Origin of the sequence: Streptomyces pyxinicus (assembly GCF_024753135.1) — a bacterium.
Lineage (GTDB): Bacteria > Actinomycetota > Actinomycetes > Streptomycetales > Streptomycetaceae > Streptomyces > Streptomyces pyxinicus.
This window is the reverse complement of record NZ_JANUGP010000011.1, coordinates 108,584-126,885: the sequence shown is the minus strand read 5'-3', so window position 1 is coordinate 126,885 and position 18,302 is coordinate 108,584. Positions and strand designations below refer to the sequence as shown.

The window sequence follows — 18,302 nt, the reverse complement described above, 5'->3', positions numbered from 1 at the left end:
CACGCCGTCGCCGGAGCGGGCTCATGGGGGGACGGAAGAAGCGTGGCGGACGTGGAGGACAGGGTGCGGGTGGTCATCGCCGAGGACTCGGTGCTGCTCAGAGAGGGCCTGACCCGGCTGCTGACCGACCGCGGGCACGAGGTGGTGGCCGGTGTCGGGGACGCGGAGGCGCTGGTGAAGACCATCGCCGACCTGGACGGGCAGGGGATGCTGCCCGACGTGGTGGTGGCGGACGTACGGATGCCGCCGACGCACACCGACGAGGGGGTGCGGGCCGCGGTGGCCCTGCGCAAGGCGCGCCCGGGGCTCGGGGTGCTGGTGCTGTCGCAGTACGTGGAGGAGCGTTACGCCACCGAACTGCTGGCCGGTTCCAGCCGGGGCGTGGGCTATCTGCTCAAGGACCGGGTCGCGGAGGTCCGGGAGTTCGTGGACGCGGTGGTGCGGGTGGCCCGGGGCGGTACGGCGCTCGATCCCGAGGTGGTCGCGCAGTTGCTCGGCCGCAGCCGCAAGCAGGCCGTGCTGACGGGGCTCACGCCGCGCGAGCGCGAGGTGCTCGGCCTGATGGCGGAGGGCCGTACGAACTCGGCGATCGCCCGGCAGCTGGTGGTCAGCGACGGGGCCGTGGAGAAGCACGTCAGCAACATCTTCCTCAAGCTCGGCCTGGCCCCGAGCGACGGCGACCACCGCCGGGTGCTGGCCGTACTGACGTATCTGAACTCGTAGCCACCGGGTGCCGGCCGTACTGACATATCCGAACTCGTGACCGTACCGGCGTACCCGGACTCGTAGCCGCCGGCGGCCGGCCGGGCACCCCCTGTGCCCCCTGTCCGCCCCCAGCCGTCCGCCGTTCGACGGGTACGGGGAGGGGCGCGAGGGGATGATCGGGGGGCGCACGGAGCGTGTGCGCGGGGGGTCCGGCAGCGAGGCGTTACATGATGGGGGGATCCAGCGCGAGAGGCCGTCCCGAGACGCCGTCCGTTCCCCGGATGGCCCCGGGAAGGCGACCCTGACCGACGTAGGGTTGATCCTGGGATGGTCCGCGGGACAGACCACGCCCCGGACAGCCGCCTCGAAGGAGGTCCAGTTCAGTGACCAGCCAGGTCAGCAGCCCAACGGAGCAGGCCGACGAAGCCGTCGTGGGAGAACAGCGCAAACCGGGCGGAGCGAAGGACGTGCGGCGCCTGGACCGGGTGATCATCCGGTTCGCGGGGGACTCGGGTGACGGTATGCAGCTCACCGGGGACCGTTTCACCTCGGAGACCGCGTCCTTCGGCAACGATCTGTCCACCCTTCCGAACTTCCCGGCCGAGATCCGGGCGCCCGCCGGGACCCTGCCGGGTGTCTCGTCCTTCCAGCTGCACTTCGCCGACCACGACATCCTGACCCCGGGTGACGCGCCCAACGTGCTGGTCGCGATGAACCCGGCGGCGTTGCGAGCCAACATCGGCGACCTGCCGCGCGGCGCGGAGATCATCGTCAACACCGACGAGTTCACCAAGCGGGCCCTGCAGAAGGTCGGCTACGACGCCGATCCCCTCCAGGACGGCAGCCTGGCGGGCTACAGCCTGCATCCGGTGCCGTTGACGACGCTGACGGTGGAGGCGCTGAAGGAGTTCGGCCTGTCGCGCAAGGAGGCCGAGCGGAGCAAGAACATGTTCGCGCTGGGTCTGCTGTCGTGGATGTACCACCGGCCGACGGAGGGCACGGAGCGGTTCCTGCGGTCGAAGTTCGCGAAGAAGCCGGCGATCGCGGAGGCGAACGTCGCGGCGTTCCGGGCGGGCTGGAACTTCGGGGAGACGACGGAGGACTTCGCCGTCTCCTACGAGGTCGCCCCGGCCGCGGCGGCGTTCCCGGTGGGCACCTACCGCAACATCTCCGGGAACCTGGCCCTGGCCTACGGTCTGATCGCCGCGTCCCGGCAGGCGGGCCTGCCGCTGTTCCTGGGCTCGTACCCGATCACGCCCGCCTCGGACATCCTGCACGAGCTGAGCCGGCACAAGAACTTCCGGGTGCGGACCTTCCAGGCGGAGGACGAGATCGCGGGGATCGGCGCGGCACTGGGCGCGGCGTTCGGCGGCTCCCTCGCCGTGACCACCACCTCCGGACCCGGGGTCGCGCTCAAGAGCGAGACGGTCGGTCTGGCGGTGTCGCTGGAACTGCCGCTGCTCATCGTGGACATCCAGCGCGGCGGCCCCTCCACCGGCCTGCCGACGAAGACCGAGCAGGCGGACCTGTTGCAGGCGATGTACGGCCGCAACGGCGAGGCCCCGGTCCCGATCGTCGCGCCGAAGACCCCGGCGGACTGCTTCGACGCCGCCCTGGAAGCCGCCCGTATCGCCCTCACCTACCGGACCCCGGTGTTCCTGCTCTCCGACGGGTACCTGGCGAACGGGTCGGAGCCGTGGCGCATCCCCGAGCCGGCGGAGCTGCCGGATCTGACGGTGTCCTTCGCGGCCGGCCCCAACCACACCCTGGCCGACGGCAGCGAGGTGTTCTGGCCCTACAAGCGCGACCCCGAGACGCTGGCCCGCCCCTGGGCGATCCCGGGCACGCCCGGCCTCGAACACCGCATCGGCGGCATCGAGAAGCAGGACGGCACCGGCAACATCTCCTACGACCCCGACAACCACGACTTCATGGTCCGCACCCGGCAGGCCAAGATCGACGGCATCACCGTCCCGGACGTCGAGGTGGACGACCCGGACGGGGCGCGCACCCTGGTGCTGGGCTGGGGCTCGACCTACGGCCCCATCACCGCGGCGGTACGGCGGCTGCGCCGCGCCGGGGAACGGGTGGCGCAGGCGCATCTGCGGCACCTGAACCCCTTCCCGGCCAACCTCGGCGACGTCCTCAAGGGGTACGAGCGGGTGGTGGTCCCGGAGATGAACCTGGGCCAGCTCGCCACCCTGATCCGGGCCCGGTACCTCGTCGACGCCCGCCCCCACAACCAGGTCAACGGCATGCCGTTCAAGGCGGAACAGCTCGCCGCGGCGCTGAAGGAGGCCATCGATGACTGACATCGCCGGCAACACCCTGCTGCACCTGGTCCCCAAGGCCACCGCCCAGCAGACGATGAAGGACTTCAAGACCGACCAGGAAGTCCGCTGGTGCCCCGGCTGCGGCGACTACGCCATCCTCGCCGCCGTCCAGTCCTTCATGCCCGAGTTGCGGCTCGCCCGCGAGAACACCGTCTTCGTCTCCGGCATCGGCTGCTCCTCCCGCTTCCCCTACTACATGAACACCTACGGGATGCACTCGATCCACGGCCGCGCCCCCGCCATCGCGACCGGCCTGGCCGCCTCCCGCCCCGATCTGAGCGTCTGGGTCGTCACCGGCGACGGCGACGCCCTCTCCATCGGCGGCAACCACCTCATCCACGCGCTGCGCCGCAACGTCAACCTCAAGATCCTGCTGTTCAACAACCGGATCTACGGCCTCACCAAGGGCCAGTACTCCCCCACCTCGGAGACCGGCAAGGTCACCAAGTCCACGCCGATGGGGTCCCTGGACGCCCCCTTCAACCCGGTGTCGCTGGCCATCGGGGCGGAGGCGTCGTTCGTGGCCCGGACCATCGACTCCGACCGCAAGCACCTCACCGAGACTCTCCGCGCCGCCGCCGCGCACCCGGGCACCGCTCTCATCGAGATCTACCAGAACTGCAACATCTTCAACGACGGCGCCTTCGACGCCCTCAAGGACCGCCGGCAGGCCGACGAGGCACTCATCCGCCTCGAACACGGCCGGCCGATCCGCTTCGGCACCGACGACGGCCGCGGTGTCGTCCGCGACCGGCACACCGGCGACCTCCAGGTCGTCGACGTGACCGCGGAGAACGCGGCGGACCTCGTCGTCCACGACGCGCACCACGCGTCCCCCACCACCGCGTTCGCCCTGTCCCGGCTCGCCGACCCCGACACCCTGCACCACACCCCCATCGGGGTCTTCCGCTCCGTCCAACGCCCCGTCTACGACGCCCAGATGAGCGACCAACTCGACACCGCCGTCCAACAGCACGGCAAGGGCGACCTCGCCGCGCTCCTCGCCGGCGCCGACACCTGGACCGTCGTCGGCTGACGGACGCGCCTGCTCAGGAGGCCCGGGACCGGAGTTCCCGGGCCTCGTCGTAGTCCCGGCGAGCCTGCTCCACCGCGTCCATGCGGTGGTGGGTCCAGCGGGCGAGGGCACGCACCTGCTCGGCCGCCTCGACGCCGAGAGCGGTGAGCGAGTAGTCGACGCGGGGCGGGATGACCGGCTTGGCGTCCCGGTGCACCAGGCCGTCGCGCTCCAGGGTCTGGAGGGTCTGGGCGAGCATCTTCTCGCTGACGCGGCCCACCTCGCTGATGGCCCGGCGCAGCTCGCTGAACCTGCGCGAGCCCTCCAGCAGCTCGATCAGGACGAGCACGCCCCAGCGGCTGGTGACGTGTTCGAGGACCAGCCGGTACGGGCACACGGCCTCGGCGTCGGCTCCGGTGCGGCCCCTCGTGTTGCTTACTGCCATGCCAGTACCTTACTTCAAAGTGGGTACTTTCGCTTGGTTAGCGCACGCCCTAGGGTGAGTGCCATACCCCCTACGTGATGTCCCCTGCGAGGAGCACCGAACCATGAGCATCGTCGTCACCGGAGCCACCGGACACCTCGGCCGCCTCGTCGTGGCCCAGCTGCTGGAGAAGATCCCGGCCGAGCAGATCACCGCGGTCGTGCGCGACGAGACGAAGGCCGCCGACCTCGCGGCCCGCGGTGTGCGGGTCGCCACCGCCGACTACAACGCGCCCGAGACCTTCGACGGCCTGTTCGCGGCCGGTGACAAGGTCCTGCTGATCTCGGGCAACGAGTTCGCCAAGGGCCGGGTCGCGCAGCACACGGTCGTCATCGAGGCGGCCAAGGCGGCGGGCGTGGCGCTGCTCGCGTACACCTCCGCGCCGAGCAGCCTGACGGCCGCGCTGGCCGACGACCACCGGGCCACCGAGAAGGTGCTGCTCGCCTCCGGTCTGCCGTACACGCTGCTGCGCAACGGCTGGTACCACGAGAACTACACCGAGAACCTGGCCCCGGTGCTGGAGCACGACGCGGTCGTGGCGGCGGCCGGCGAGGGCCGGGTGTCCTCCGCCGCCCGCGCCGACTACGCCGCCGCCGCGGTCGCGGTGCTGACCGGCGAGGGGCACGAGAACCGGACGTACGAGCTGGGCGGCGACGAGGCGTGGAGCTTCGCCGAGTACGCGGCCGAGCTGAGCCGGCAGACCGGCCGGGAGATCGTCTACAACGCCGTCACCGGCGAGGTCATGCGGGGCATCCTGACCGGCGCGGGGCTGCCCGAGCCGCTGGCCACGCTCTTCGTCGGCGTGGACGCCTCGATCGCCGAGGGCGAGCTGGTCGTCGCCACCGGCGACCTCTCCCGGCTGACCGGCCGTCCGACCACCCCGCTGGCGGAGGCGATCGCGGTCGCACTGAAGGGCTGATTTCCCGGGCTGAGTTCCCGGGCTGAAGTCACGGCCCCGGCGGCTGTCATGACCGTATGCCGATACGGGCATGACAGCCGGGACCGTCCGGCGCTACCTTCGTTCTCGCGCGGATGTGCGATGCCGCGTACGTGGGACACCGCGAACGCGGGGCGCCGCTCGCGGGGGACGAGAGGAGTGCCCGTGGCCGAGACGTCCAAGGGCGAGCACCGGACAGGCCTGCTGAACGGTTTCGCCGCCTACGGCATGTGGGGCCTGGTCCCCCTGTTCTGGCCGCTGCTCAAGCCCGCGGGGGCGCTGGAGATCCTCGCCCACCGCATGGTCTGGTCGCTGTTCTTCGTCGCCGGGGCGCTGCTCTTCGTACGGCGCTGGGCGTGGGCCGGCGAACTGCTGCGCCAGCCGCGCCGCCTCGGGCTGGTGGCCGTCGCGGCGGCCGTCATCACCGTCAACTGGGGCGTCTACATCTGGGCCGTGAACTCCGGCCATGTCGTCGAGGCCTCCCTCGGGTACTTCATCAACCCGCTGGTCACCATCGCGATGGGGGTACTGCTGCTCAAGGAGCGGCTGCGGCCCGTGCAGTGGGTGGCGGTCGGCACCGGCCTCGCCGCCGTGGTCGTCCTGACCATCGGCTACGGCCGCCCGCCGTGGATCTCGCTCGTCCTGGCCTTCTCCTTCGCCACCTACGGCCTCGTGAAGAAGAAGGTCGGCCTCGGCGGGGTCGAGTCGCTGGCCGCCGAGACCACGATCCAGTTCCTGCCCGCCCTCGGCTACCTGGCCTGGCTGATCGCGCACGGCGACGCGAGCTTCGCCGCCCACGGCACCGGGCACGCCGTCCTGCTCGCCTCCACGGGCCTCGTCACGGCGCTGCCGCTGGTCTGCTTCGGCGCGGCGGCGATCCGGGTGCCGCTGTCCACGCTCGGCCTGCTCCAGTACCTGGCGCCCGTCTTCCAGTTCCTGCTCGGCATCTTCTACTTCCACGAGGCCATGCCGCCCGAGCGCTGGGCCGGCTTCGCACTGGTCTGGATCGCGCTGATCCTGCTGACGGGCGACGCGCTGCGCACGGCACACCGGGGCGCCCGGGAGCTGGCCCTGGCTTGGGACACCGCCCGGGCCGCGCGGCGGACGGCACCTTCGCAGAGCGAGCCGGACCCGGAGGCGGCACGGCCGTAGCGGCGCGGAATCGGCTCGTCCGCCGGGTGGGCGCGGCTATAAGTGGTGGCCATGACCGAGACACCCGCGCCTCCGCCCGCCCCGCTGCACTGGAAGCTGGTCGTCGACGCCGGCGACCCGCACGCCCAGGCCGACTTCTGGGCCGCCGCGCTGCACTACACCGCCGAGGACAACAGCGCGCTGATCGAGCGGCTGCTGTCGCTGGGCGCCCTGCCCGGCGCGGCCACCGTCGAGTACCACGGCCGCCTGGCCTTCCGTGACCTGGTCGCCGTACGGCACCCCGAGGACCCGTACGACCCGGACAGCGGCACCGGCCTCGGCCGACGGCTGCTGTTCCAGCGCGTGCCGGAGCCGAAGACCACCAAGAACCGCCTCCACCTGGACCTGCATCCCGACGCCGGCCGGCGGGAGGCGGAAGTGGCCCGGCTGACGGCGCTGGGCGCGCGGGTGCTGGACGAGGTGACGGAACCCTCCGGGTCGTGGGTGGTGCTGGCGGACCCGGAGGGCAACGAATTGTGCGTGCACTGAGGTGCCGTCAGGCGCCCCCGCTCAGGCCCGGGCCGCTCGCTCGGTGAGGCGGGTCATGCGGGCGCGGGCGGACTGGAGTGGGCCCGGGTCGGTGGCGGCGGGGCCGGGCTCCGCGCCGAGTTCGGTCCACAGGTCGATGAGGTCGCGGCCCATGCGCAGTCCCTCCTCGGGGTCGCGTACCGCGCGCCAGGCGGTGGCCGCGCTGCGTACGTTGCCGTACGCGGCCTCCGGGTCGAGGGCCTGGCGGCGCAGCCGGGCGAGGTCCAGGGACAGCCGGAAGGCGCGGGCCGGGTCGTCCGCCAGGTAGGCGATGTAGGCGCGCAGTTCGCGCAGGTGCAGCACCTCGGGGTGGCGCGGGCCCAGCACGCCGGTCGCCTCGGTGGTCGTACGGTCGGCGAGTTCGGCCGCCGCCTCGATACGGCCCGCCCGCACGGCCTCGTTGATCCGGGTCATCGGCTCCGTGAGCAGCTCGGCGCCCTCGACCGTCTCGGTGACCGGCCCGTCCCCGAACATCGCTTCGGCCACGGCGTCGAAGCCCCGGGCGGGGGTGTGGGCGCGGGGCGGCTCCGGCTCGACGGGCACGAAGGCGGGGGTGGGGGCAGGCACCGGGAGGGGTTCCGGGGCCGCGGGTACGAAGGCGGGCGGGGCGACGGGTGCCGGGACGGCGTGGGCCGGGGGGAAGGCGGGTGTCGCCACGTCCATCACCGGCGGCGGGCCGAACTGCCCGGTGGGCATTCCGGCGGTCCCCACCGGTGTCTCGGGCGCGGGCACCCGGGCCGGTTCGCCGGTCGTCCGGCTGGAGCCGTCGGCCGAGACCTCCAGCGGGACGACGCAGCCGGCGTCCTCGTCGTGGATCGTGGCCCTTATCGGGGCGCCCAGGCTGATGGCCAGGCGCTTAAGGTGGTTCAGGACCGCCTGCTGGATCCGCTCGCCGGGGGCCGCCACGACCGGGGCGCCGCCCACCGACGCGCTCCCCGCGGCTGACACCCGCACGGCCACCACGGCCGGGTGTCCCACGGGCTCCTGCGCCCGCTTCTTCTCGAAGCTGAGTCGAGCCATCGTGCTTCCTCACTCCCCCGGCGTCGCGATCCGGTCGTACGCGTCCTGCTCACCAGTGTGTCGGGTCTCCGTCGCCTCCGGCGTCACCGCGACGTCACAGCCTCGCACCAGCGCCACCCCGAACCACCCCACGCCCCGGTCGGCATAGGCGCTGGCCCTAATTGCTTGCATGCGCATAAGATGCACACGACTTTATTCGGGCTAGACCGCCTGGGGGACCCATGACCCGCCGCTTCCTCTTCGTCCTCGGCAGCTCCCGCGCCGAAGGCAACACCGAACTGCTCGCCCGCCGGGCCGCCGAACAGCTTCCGGGTGACGTCGAACAGCGCTGGATCAGCCTCGCCGAGCACCCGCTGCCGGACTTCACGGACCTGCGCCATGACAGCGACTACGTCCGGCCGGCCCCGGACAGCACCGCCGGTCGGCTGCTGGACGCCACGCTCGCCGCCACGGACCTGGTGATCGCCTCACCGCTCTACTGGTACTCGGTGTCCGGCCTGACCAAGACCTACCTCGACCACTGGGCCGGCTGGCTGCGCACCCCCGGCATCGACTTCAAGGCCACGATGGCCGGCCGCACGCTCTGGGGTGTCGCCGCGCTGGCCGGCGAGGAGGCCTCCATCGCCGACCCCTACGTGGGAACCCTGCGCAACTCGGCCGCCTACCTGGGGATGCGGTTCGGCGGGGTGCTGCTGGGCAACGGCACCGACCGCGGCGACGTCCTGCGCGACAAGGAGGCGCTGACCCGCGCCAAGACGTTCTTCGCCGAGGACGCGCCCCTCGCCCGCTTCCCCTACGTGAGCGCCTGAGGGGTGCGGCGCGCGCGGCTCAGGCGCTGATGTCCTTCGCCGTGAAGCGCGCCCAGGCCGCCGAGCCGAACACCGCGGCGTACAGGGCCTGGAGGCCCAGGTTCCTGACCAGGTCGTCCCAGTAGACGGGGTCGCGCATCAGGTCGGCGAAGGACAGCCAGTAGTGCGGGAAGAGATACGGCTGGATCGCGTGCAACTGCGGGATCTGGTCGAGGATCTGGACGGTGATGAGCAGGCCGACAGTGGTCGCCATCGCCGCGATGCCGCTGTTGGTGAGCGTCGACACGAACAGGCCGAGGGCCGCAACGCCCACCAGTGAGGCGGCGACGACCAGGGCGATCAGCAGGGCCCGGCCGAGTCCCTCGGTGAAGCTGATCCGGGTGCCGGAGATGGTCGTCAGCTCGCCCAGCGGGAACAGCAGGGCGCCGACGATCAGCGCCGAGACGGCCACCACCAGGGTCGCGAGGACACAGAAGGCCATCACGGTCGCGTACTTGGTGAGCAGCAGCCGGGTGCGGCCGGCCGGGGCGACCAGCAGATAGCGCAGGGTGCCCGCGCCCGCCTCGCCGGCGATCGCGTCGCCCGCGACGACGCCGACCGCCATCGGCAGGAAGAACGGCAGCGTGGCGGCCAGTGCCGTGAACACCAGGAACAGGCCGTTGTTGGTGATCTGCGCGAGGAACGCCGGTCCCTCGCCGCCCCCGCCCGCCGTCGAACCGTCCCCGGTCTCGATCCGCACCGCGATCCCGACCAGCACCGGGACCGCCGCCAGCACCCCGAGCAGGGCGAGGGTGCGCCAGCGGCGCAGGGTGGTGCCCAGCTCGCTGCGCAGCAACCCGAACGTCCACAGGGGGCTCGGCCGCCGGTCGGCCGGTGCCGGCGCCGTCTCAGCCCGCGACATCGAAGCCCTCCCCGGTCAGTGCCACGAACGCGTCCTCCAGCGAGGCCCGTTCGACGGTCAGGCCCCGGACCCGGACACCCGCGGCGACCAGGGCCGCGGTCACCTCGGCGAGGTCCCGGGCCGGTGGCTCACCGGTGACCCGCTCGCCGTCGGCGGTGACGTCCCCGACGCCCTGCTCCTTGAGCACCCGGGCCGCCTCCGCCGGGTCGGGAGTGGTCACCACCAGCCGCCCGCGCGCCCCGGCCGCCAACTCGGCCACCTCCCCCTGGGTGACGAGCCTGCCCTGGGCCATGACGGCCGCGTGCGTGCACACCTGCTCGATCTCGTCGAGGAGGTGGGAGGAGAGGAAGACGGTCGTGCCGTCGGCGGCCAATTCCCTGACCAGGGCCCGGATCTCGCGCATGCCCTGCGGGTCGAGGCCGTTGGTCGGCTCGTCCAGGACGAGCAACCGGCGCGGCCGGAGCAGCGCTGCGGCCAGGCCCAGGCGCTGCTTCATGCCGAGCGAGTACGCCCGCGCCTTCTTGCCCGCCGCCGCCCCGAGACCGACCCGCTCCAGCGCGGCGGCGACGCGGGTGCGCCGGGTGCGGGGATCGGCGGTCGGATCGGCGGCGTCGTAGCGCAGCAGGTTGTCCCGGCCGGACAGGAAGCCGTACAGCGCCGGGCCCTCGATCAGGGCGCCGACCTGCGGCAGGACGGTGCGGGCCGCGCGGGGCATGGGCCGGCCCAGCACCCGGGCGGTGCCGGCGGTCGGCTCGATCAGGCCCATCAGCATGCGGATGGTGGTGGTCTTCCCGGAGCCGTTGGGGCCGAGGAAGCCGAAGACGCTGCCCGCCGGGACGGTCAGGTCGAGACCGTCCACGGCGAGTTGTCCGCCGCGGTAGCGCTTGGTGAGGCCGCGCGTGGCGATCACGCTCTCCCGGTCCGCGTCCGGTCCGCGCCCGGCCGCGCGCTCCGCGGTGGACGGTACGTCCATCGACTCCCCCTCGCCTCCTGATGCCCGGAAGGGTTGCTTCCCCGTGCCCGGAAGGGTTCTCTCCCCGCGCCCGGAAGGGTTACTTCCCCGCGTCCGCCGCCTTCACCAGGGCCTCCTTGGTCACCGCGCCGGCGTAGACCTTGCCGTCGTCGGTGATCAGGGCGTTGACCAGGCGGGTGGAGAACACCGTGCCCTTGCCGAACTTCCCGGAGACCTGGTCGCCCAGCGAGCCGAGGAAGCCGCCGAGGTCGCCGCCCTCGGAGCCGGTGGGCAGGCCGCCCTTGGCGCCGGTGTCGAAGGTGGCGACGGCCGTCCAGCCCTTGCCGAGGACCTTGGCCCCCTCGGCGCCCGCCAGGCGCTTGCCGAGATCCTGGCCGCCCTTCGGCGCGTGCTCGCGCGCCCCGGCGTCCTCGTCCTCGGTGACCTTGGCGCCCTTGGGCGGGGTGAAGTCGAAGGTGGCGGCGGCCGGGCGGTCGAAGGAGACCCGGGTGAAGCCGACGTCCAGGACGGCGGCGCCGCCGCTCTTCGGGGTGAGCGTGAACTTCAGCGGCATGCCGGTCTTCGCGTCCACGTCGATGGTGACCGCGCCGACCGTGGTGCCGGACTGCTTCGGCTTGACCAGCAGCTTGTAGGCGTCGCGGCCGGCGACCTGGGCGGTGCCGTCGACGGTGACGGAGGTGGTGTCGTCCACCGACTTCAGGATCTCGTCGGCGAAGCCCTTGGGCGTGGGCGACTCCGCCCGGTGGTCCGCGCCCTTGCCGGCGGCAGCCGTGGTGGAGTGGTAGACCTCGTCGCTCTTGCTGTCGTAGCCCCAGACGTCCTTGCCGTCGTGGACGAGGCTCCACTCGGCGCCCCGCTCCAGCAGGGAGAGCTTCTGCCGGTCGGGGCCGTCGGCGGCGACGCGCAGCGTGTGCGTGCCGCTCGCCAGCTCGGTCAGCCGGGCCTGCGGGTCGGCGGAGGAGCCGTCGCCGGAGCCCTGGCCGGCGCCGGAGACGAGGCTGTTCTCCAGGCCGCCGAGGTCGGGCAGGCCGAGGTCGGTGGTGATCTTCACGGTGCCGGACAGCTGCTGCACGTCCGACTTGGCGATCTTGTTGATGAGCTGCTGCGCGGTGATCTTCGGCAGGTCCGGGTCCCCGGAGTCGGCGAGCGCCGGGACCAGCCCGATCGTGACCGCCGCGACTCCCACCACCGCGACCGGAACGGCGTACCGCGCGGCCTTGCGGCGGCGCGAGGGCGCGTCCTCGTCCCGGGCGGCGGCCAGTGCGTCGTCGGATTCGTACGGTGCCATGTGTGCCTTACCTCCGTCGTCGGCGGCGGCTGCCTCACGCTGGTCCACCCTGAGCCGCCATTCTCACCCCAATCGGTGAGGAGTGGTGAAGTCCGTGCTCACCATCTGACCAAATCGGCCGTGCGGAAGCGTCAGACCACGGAGCCAACTCCGGGTACGCCTGCGGTATGACACGTGGGGGAGCGCGGCTCCCCCGACCCGTAGGGGTCGCGGGGGGCCGGTGACTCAGCCGGCTCGGTGGACCACCGCGTCGCACAGCTCCAGCAGGGCCGCCTTCGCGTCGCACTCCGGCAGCGGGGCGAGCACGGCCCGGGCCTCCTCCGCGTACCGGACGGTGTCCCGGCGGGCCTGCTCCAGGGCGGGGTGGGCGCGCAGCGCGGACAGCGCCTCGGCGTGCCGGACGTCGTCGCTGAGGTCGGAGTCCAGCAGCTCGCACAGCGCGAGGTCCTCGGGCAGCCCGAGGCGGGCGGCCCGCTCGCGCAGCCGGAGCACGGGCAGGGTGGGGATGCCCTCGCGCAGGTCGGTGCCGGGGGTCTTGCCGGACTCGTGGGAGTCGGAGGCGATGTCCAGGACGTCGTCGGCGAGCTGGAAGGCGACGCCGAGGCGTTCGCCGTACTGGGTGAGCACGTCGACGACCCGCTCGCCGGCGCCGGACATCATCGCGCCGAACCGGCAGGAGACGGCGACCAGCGAGCCGGTCTTGCCGCCGAGGACGTCCAGGTAGTGCTCGACCGGGTCGCGGCCGTCCGTCGGGCCCGCGGTCTCCAGGATCTGGCCGGTGACCAGCCGTTCGAAGGCGAGGGCCTGGACCCGGACCGCCTCGGGGCCGAGGTCGGCGAGGATGTGGGAGGCGCGGGCGAACAGGAAGTCGCCGGTGAGGACCGCGACGGAGTTGCCCCAGCGGGTGTTGGCGCTGTCCACGCCGCGCCGCACGGAGGCCTCGTCCATGACGTCGTCGTGGTACAGCGTGGCGAGGTGGGTCAGCTCCACGACCACGGCCGAGGGCACGACACCGGGCGCGTAGGGGTCGCCGAACTGCGCCGCGAGCATCACCAGCAGCGGCCGGAACCGCTTGCCGCCGGCCCGCACCAAGTGCTGGGCGGCACCCGTGATGAAGGGGACCTCGCTCTTGGTGGCTTCGAGCAGGCCTTCCTCGACAGCCGTCAATCCGGCCTGGACATCGGCTTCCAGAGCCTGGTCCCGCACGCTCAGCCCGAACGGCCCGACGACGGTCACGAGGGGTCTCCTGTCTGCTGGTGTCTGCTGGCGATTACACGGTTTGTCGATGTGTCGCTGCCCTCACTCAAGTCAGCGTATCCGGTCCTGTTTCGATCACCGATAGCGCCCACCGGTCCAGCCCGGGCAGTACCGGATCATGACCGGTATGGCCCCGATCGGACAGCAAGGACGGACATTTATTCACTTAACACCTGAAATCCCTCTTGTCTGATTTGCTGCGCTTTGCTATTTCGTGAATTGGGTCACGGGGACCCTTCGCCGGGGCCCCTCGCCCGGACCCCCCTCTCCCCTTGCCCGGTAAGCGAGTTGAGTATTGGCAACCGCAAAGGATCAAGTACCGCATTCGCCATCGATCAAGGTCAAATAGTGCGTTGTGTGAATCCGGTACTTGTTCCCGACATGTGCTCTCGCATACGTTCCGGGCCGTCGGGCGGATCGCCGAATCCTGCCACCGCCCGCGTAACCCATCGAACTCATTCGCTTGGCAGGAGCGGGGGAACCAGGTAAGTCGCCGGACCGGTCGGCACACGTCGACCGGACCGGCTAGGGGTGAAGCCGTGTCCCCGGACCCGGCCGGGCACCTCCCCGCCCGAACCCGACAGCTCACCTCGCAGGCGACGGAGAGGAACTTCCCCATGCCTGCTGCCGCCCAGCCCCGCCGTGTCCGCACCAGCCGCCTCGCCCGCAAGCTCGCCGTCGTGGGCACCGGCGCCGCCGTACTGGCCCTGCCGCTCATCGGCGCCACCAGCGCCTCCGCGGCCACCCCGGCCGCCGTCACGGCGTCCACCACCCCCGCCGGTTACCCGAACACCCTCGACGGCTGGATCCGCGAGTCCCTCGCGATCATGGCCCAGAAGGGCATCCCGGGCACCTACAACGGGATCTACCGCAACATCATCCGCGAGTCCTCGGGCAACCCGAACGCCATCAACCTGTGGGACTCCAACGCCGCCAAGGGCATCCCGTCCAAGGGCCTGCTCCAGGTGATCGACCCGACGTTCAACGCGTACCACGTGTCCGGAACGTCCTTCAACATCTACGACCCGGTCGCCAACATCACCGCCGCCTGCAACTACGCGGCCGCGCGGTACGGCTCGATCGACAACGTGTTCGGCGCGTACTGAGCCACGCACGGCGACACGGCCGGCCGGCACGTGGTGCCCGACGGGCCGGGGCGCACCGGGACCTGACGGACCGGCGCGCACCGGCCCCCGGGCGGACCGTCAGGTCTCCGGGCGTCCGGCCGCCAGGTGTCCGGTCACCGCTCCGGGAAGAGTCTTTCGAGGACGACGGCGATGCCGTCGTCCTCGTTCGACATCGTGACCTCGTCGGCCACCGCCTTGAGTTCGGGATGCGCGTCGGCCATCGCGACCCCGTGCCCGGCCCAGGCCAGCATGGGGATGTCGTTGGGCATGTCCCCGAAGGCCAGCGCCTGTGCGGCGGCGATCCCGAGCCACTCGGCGGCCAGCGCGAGGCCGGACGCCTTGGTCACCCCGCACGGCTGCAGCTCCACCGTGCCCGGCCCCGACATGGTGACGGTCGCCAGCGAGTCCACCGCCGCCCGCGCCACGGCCGCCAACTCGTCGTCGGACAGCGTGGCGTGGCGCAGCAGCACCTTGCTGATGGGCGCCCGCCACAGGTCGTCGCGCCGCTCGACCCGGACCGCGGGCAGGGTCGGGTGGGGCATCACGTACCCGGGCTCGATGAGGGTGAGGCCGTCCACACCGTCCTGGTCGACGGCCGCGTAGACCTGCCCCAGCTCCGCCTCGATCTTGCCGAGCGCGGTCTCGGCCAGCTCCCGGTCCAGCCGCTGCGACCACAGCAGCCGGTCCGATCCGGCGTCGTACACCTGGGCGCCCTGGCCGCACACCGCGAGGCCCGTGCAGCCCAGCTCGGCCAGCAGCGGCCGGACCCGCGGCGCCGGGCGGCCCGTGACCACCAGGTGCCGGGCGCCCGCCCGCGCCGCCCGCGCGAGCGCGGCCCGTGACCGGTCGGAGACGCTGTCGTCGCCGCGCAGCAGCGTTCCGTCCAGGTCGGTGGCGATCAGGGCGTAGGCGGGGGTGGCTCGCATGATCAGAGAATACGGACCCCGAGGGCGGCCGACTCAGCGCCTGCTCCCTGCACTTACCTGCTGGTCAGTCCCACGTCGGGCCCGCGGAACCAGTGCCGGCCGACCTCGTACCGCGTCACCCGTGGGCCGCGGCCAGGTGCCCGGCCAGGCGCGGGGAGGCGTACGCCGTGCCGCACACGAAGCGCATCACCGGGCCGTACGACGACGCCGCCGGCAGCCCCGTGAAGTAGAGGCCCGGTATCGAGGAGACGAAGCCGGGGCCGAGCCTCGGTGTGCCGCGGCTGACCACGAGGCCGGTACGCGGCCCGGGGCCGAGGAAGTCCAGGGCGGCGACGTCGACGCGGTAGCCGGTGGCGGCGATGACGTGGTCGGCGGTGAGGTGCTCGGTCCGGCCGGCGTGGGTGCGGACGGTGAGGACCGGGCCGCCGTCCCGCACCTCGGCGCCGGTCAGCCGCTCGACCTCTTGGACCTGGACGGCGCCCTCGAAGCGCTCGCGCAGCCACCAGGCGCCCAGCGGGCCCAGCACCCGGCGGACCAGGAGGTGCCGGGCCGGCTCGGGCAGGAAGCGGTAGGGGTGCGGGTGGTGGCTGAGCGCCCACAGCGACCAGGCCCGGCCGAACGGGGACTCGGGGCGCAGTCTCGGCTGCTTCCAGGGCGGCGCGCCGAAGGCGACCCGGCCGCGCCCGCGCGCCACCACCCGCACCCGGGCGCCCGCCTCCGCCGCGAGCGTCGCCGTCTCCAGCGCGGACTGGCCGGCGCCGATCACGATCAGCTCCTGACCGGCGAACCGGCCGAGGTCGTGGTGCTGGGCGCTGTGCGAGACCGGTCCGGCCGGGGCCGGCCCGTCGGCCGCCACCGCCAGCTCCGGTGGCAGGTGGGCGAGCCCGGACAGGCCGGTGGCGACGACGACCGCGCGCGCGGTGAACAGCTCGCCCGAGTCCAGCTTCAGGTCGAAGCCGCCCGCTGCGGCACGGTCGACGGAGACGACCCGCACCTGCTCAAGACCGGGCACCAGGCGCTGCCGGAACCACTCGCCGTAGCCGATGAAGGTGTCCACCGGGATGATGTCCTCGTCGGTCACCAGGCGGCGGACACCGGCCGCGTCGCAGTAGTCGGCGAGGGTGTGGCCGGGCTGGGGGCAGTCGAGGCTGGAGGCGGCGGGGGTCGACTTCAGGAGCATGCCCTCGGGCATGTGGTCGCGCCAGCTGACCATGGGGTCGCCGAAGACGCGGACGGGGATGCCGCGCGCCCGCAGATGGGCGGCGGTGGACAGGCCGAACGGCCCGGCCCCGATGACTGCGACGGGTTGGATCACGAAGTCCCTCCCCAGAGACACGGTGTGCCACCACAGGGGTGACCTGGCCTACTTCGTGGCTGTGCTGCCGCCGCGGCGGTGGGTCCGCCACAGCTGGTACAGGTGCTTCGCGCCCGGACGCGCGAAGCGGGCGAGCATCGTGAGGAACGGCAGCGGGTCGTCACCCGCGAACCAGGCCAGCTCCGTCCCGCTCGCCCGCGCCGGTGCGTGCGGCGTCGTGTAACCGCCGCGGCGGTAGGCGAGGAGGGCCGGGAGGTCGATGTTCTCCACGACATAGCGGTGGCCGGTGCGCTGTTCTCCCTCCGGGACGGGGCGGCCGGTCAGGTCGAGGTGCAGGGCCCGCACGACGTCCACCCCCGCCTCGCTCTCGAAGAGGCGGAACTGGGCGCCCACGCGCGGATTGAAGTCGAGCAGTTTGTACTGTCCGTCGCGCCGGTCGAAACGCAGGTCGAGATCGACGACGCCGGTGAAGCCGATCTCTTTGACGAAACGAGCGGCGAGGTCGGCGAGTTCCGGATTGTCCACGACGTACGCGTGCGCCGTCATGCCCGCGTGCGGCGGCCAGGAGCGCACCTTGACCCCGGTGAACAGGGCGAGCGGCTGGGAGTCCCGGTCGAAGCAGGCGTGCACGATCCAGTCCTCGGCCTGCTCGCGGGGCAGGTACTCCTGGAGGATCACGCCCGGCTCCGGGCCCCAGTCCCGGGCGAGCGCCAGCAGGCCGGCCCGGGTGGCGACCCTGGTGGTGCCGTGCACGGCCGGCCTGCTGCGCCGGACGAAGGCCTCCCGGTTCTTGGCCACCACCGGGAAGCGCGCGGTCTCCGCGAAGGCGACCACGTCGTCGTACGAGCGCGGGAACGCGGCCGAGGGGCTCGCGATGCCGTGCTCCACGCACAGTTCGTGCAGCCCCTGCTTGCTGGCGAGCCGGCGGGGCAGCGCGGGGTCGACCCGCGGGAAGAGGAAGGGCCCGGCCAGTTCGGCCTGGTGCTCGGCGATCAGGACGGCCGCTTCCTCGTCCGTCGGGATCAGCACGCTCGGGCGTCCGATCCGGCCGCCGATGCGCAGCAGGCCCTCGACCAGGCGGGCCGGGTCCTCGGCGCCGGTCGTCGGCCACACGAAGGCCTTCTTCAGATACCGCGACGCGGCGGCCGGCGTGTACGGGTCCTCGGTGACGGCGTACATCGGCACGCCCAGCCGGCCCAGGCTGCGGATGGCGCCGACGCCGCCGTGGTGCAGCGGGTAGTCGCCGAACTTGACGACCAGCCCCGGTACGTCGCGGTCGGCCTCGAACGGCACACCTGCGGTGTGTTCGGCCACGGGTCCCCCCACGTGTCCCCCACGGAACGGACCCTCCCCGCCCGTGCCCCAAGGACGCTAAGCCGGAATCGCCGCCCCCGACAAGGGCTTTTGGGACATTGCCAATCCTTTGGACACGGACCGGGCAACCCCGCGCCAACCCGTCGCGACCAGCGCGGCTCGCCCGGCGAAGGTCGCCC

The 18,302-nt window shown here is 72.5% G+C and carries 18 protein-coding genes and 1 riboswitch; of the genes, 8 read left to right on the top strand and 10 right to left on the bottom strand.

Annotated features, from left to right (window positions below):
• Positions 1-63 precede the first annotated feature (63 nt).
• The 3 genes from NX794_RS17055 (at position 64) to NX794_RS17045 (ending at position 4,074) form a co-directional block, all read left to right on the top strand.
• Positions 64-723, top strand: a complete 660-nt coding sequence (locus tag NX794_RS17055) for a LuxR C-terminal-related transcriptional regulator (RefSeq protein WP_309506001.1) — start codon at positions 64-66, stop codon at positions 721-723.
• Between the two features lie 365 nt (positions 724-1,088).
• Entirely contained in the window at positions 1,089-3,017 is a 1,929-nt protein-coding gene (locus NX794_RS17050; RefSeq protein ID WP_258779412.1) for a 2-oxoacid:acceptor oxidoreductase subunit alpha, read from the top strand.
• Positions 3,010-4,074, top strand: a complete 1,065-nt coding sequence (locus tag NX794_RS17045; RefSeq protein ID WP_258779411.1) for a 2-oxoacid:ferredoxin oxidoreductase subunit beta — start codon at positions 3,010-3,012, stop codon at positions 4,072-4,074. Before NX794_RS17050 ends, NX794_RS17045 begins: the two co-directional genes overlap by 8 nt.
• Before the next feature lie 13 nt (positions 4,075-4,087).
• Here the strand turns inward: NX794_RS17045 and NX794_RS17040 are convergent, their stop codons facing one another.
• Positions 4,088-4,498, bottom strand: coding sequence for a winged helix-turn-helix transcriptional regulator (locus tag NX794_RS17040; RefSeq protein ID WP_258779410.1), 411 nt, complete (start codon positions 4,496-4,498; stop codon positions 4,088-4,090).
• A 103-nt stretch (positions 4,499-4,601) separates the two neighbouring features.
• On the opposite strand from NX794_RS17040, the gene NX794_RS17035 reads away from it, so the two are divergent.
• The 3 genes from NX794_RS17035 to NX794_RS17025 all read left to right on the top strand — a co-directional run bounded on the left by NX794_RS17035 (position 4,602) and on the right by NX794_RS17025 (position 7,154).
• Positions 4,602-5,456: an SDR family oxidoreductase gene (locus tag NX794_RS17035; RefSeq protein ID WP_258779409.1), complete on the top strand. Its 855-nt coding sequence runs from the start codon at positions 4,602-4,604 to the stop codon at positions 5,454-5,456.
• A gap of 183 nt (positions 5,457-5,639) precedes the next feature.
• Positions 5,640-6,626 (top strand): EamA family transporter RarD, encoded by a 987-nt coding sequence (rarD, locus tag NX794_RS17030; RefSeq protein ID WP_258779408.1) that lies wholly within the window; start codon positions 5,640-5,642, stop codon positions 6,624-6,626.
• Between the two features lie 51 nt (positions 6,627-6,677).
• Positions 6,678-7,154, top strand: a complete 477-nt coding sequence (locus NX794_RS17025) for a VOC family protein (protein ID WP_258779407.1) — start codon at positions 6,678-6,680, stop codon at positions 7,152-7,154.
• A gap of 21 nt (positions 7,155-7,175) precedes the next feature.
• Here the strand turns inward: NX794_RS17025 and NX794_RS17020 are convergent, their stop codons facing one another.
• Both NX794_RS17020 and NX794_RS17015 read right to left on the bottom strand, forming a co-directional pair.
• A complete protein-coding gene (locus NX794_RS17020) occupies positions 7,176-8,213 on the bottom strand; it encodes a hypothetical protein (RefSeq protein WP_258779406.1) in 1,038 nt (345 codons plus the stop codon).
• Between the two features lie 9 nt (positions 8,214-8,222).
• Positions 8,223-8,384 (bottom strand): hypothetical protein, encoded by a 162-nt coding sequence (locus tag NX794_RS17015; protein WP_258779405.1) that lies wholly within the window; start codon positions 8,382-8,384, stop codon positions 8,223-8,225.
• 50 nt (positions 8,385-8,434) lie between these two features.
• Here NX794_RS17015 and NX794_RS17010 point away from each other — a divergent pair, with 50 nt between their 5' ends.
• Positions 8,435-9,022, top strand: a complete 588-nt coding sequence (locus tag NX794_RS17010) for a flavodoxin family protein (protein WP_258779404.1) — start codon at positions 8,435-8,437, stop codon at positions 9,020-9,022.
• A 19-nt stretch (positions 9,023-9,041) separates the two neighbouring features.
• Here the strand turns inward: NX794_RS17010 and NX794_RS17005 are convergent, their stop codons facing one another.
• From NX794_RS17005 to NX794_RS16990, 4 genes are all read right to left on the bottom strand, one after another.
• Positions 9,042-9,923, bottom strand: coding sequence for an ABC transporter permease (locus NX794_RS17005; protein ID WP_258779403.1), 882 nt, complete (start codon positions 9,921-9,923; stop codon positions 9,042-9,044).
• Entirely contained in the window at positions 9,910-10,896 is a 987-nt protein-coding gene (locus NX794_RS17000; RefSeq protein WP_258779402.1) for an ABC transporter ATP-binding protein, read from the bottom strand. Before NX794_RS17000 ends, NX794_RS17005 begins: the two co-directional genes overlap by 14 nt.
• Positions 10,897-10,975: 79 nt before the next feature.
• Positions 10,976-12,184, bottom strand: coding sequence for a LolA family protein (locus NX794_RS16995; RefSeq protein ID WP_258779401.1), 1,209 nt, complete (start codon positions 12,182-12,184; stop codon positions 10,976-10,978).
• A 225-nt stretch (positions 12,185-12,409) separates the two neighbouring features.
• Positions 12,410-13,420, bottom strand: coding sequence for a polyprenyl synthetase family protein (locus NX794_RS16990; protein WP_258779400.1), 1,011 nt, complete (start codon positions 13,418-13,420; stop codon positions 12,410-12,412).
• Positions 13,421-13,883: 463 nt separating this feature from the next.
• A riboswitch (cyclic di-AMP (ydaO/yuaA leader) is annotated at positions 13,884-14,055 on the top strand.
• A gap of 3 nt (positions 14,056-14,058) precedes the next feature.
• On the opposite strand from NX794_RS16990, the gene NX794_RS16985 reads away from it, so the two are divergent.
• Positions 14,059-14,547, top strand: a complete 489-nt coding sequence (locus NX794_RS16985) for a transglycosylase SLT domain-containing protein (protein ID WP_258779399.1) — start codon at positions 14,059-14,061, stop codon at positions 14,545-14,547.
• A 134-nt stretch (positions 14,548-14,681) separates the two neighbouring features.
• Here NX794_RS16985 and NX794_RS16980 read toward each other — a convergent pair whose 3' ends face one another.
• From NX794_RS16980 to NX794_RS16970, 3 genes are all read right to left on the bottom strand, one after another.
• Entirely contained in the window at positions 14,682-15,494 is an 813-nt protein-coding gene (locus tag NX794_RS16980; RefSeq protein ID WP_258779398.1) for an HAD family hydrolase, read from the bottom strand.
• A 115-nt stretch (positions 15,495-15,609) separates the two neighbouring features.
• Positions 15,610-16,809 carry an NAD(P)-binding domain-containing protein gene (locus NX794_RS16975; protein ID WP_258779397.1) on the bottom strand — a complete coding sequence of 400 codons (1,200 nt, stop codon included), beginning with the start codon at positions 16,807-16,809 and terminating at the stop codon, positions 15,610-15,612.
• A gap of 48 nt (positions 16,810-16,857) precedes the next feature.
• A complete protein-coding gene (locus tag NX794_RS16970) occupies positions 16,858-18,102 on the bottom strand; it encodes a carboxylate--amine ligase (protein ID WP_428985920.1) in 1,245 nt (414 codons plus the stop codon).
• Positions 18,103-18,302: the final 200 nt, after the last annotated feature.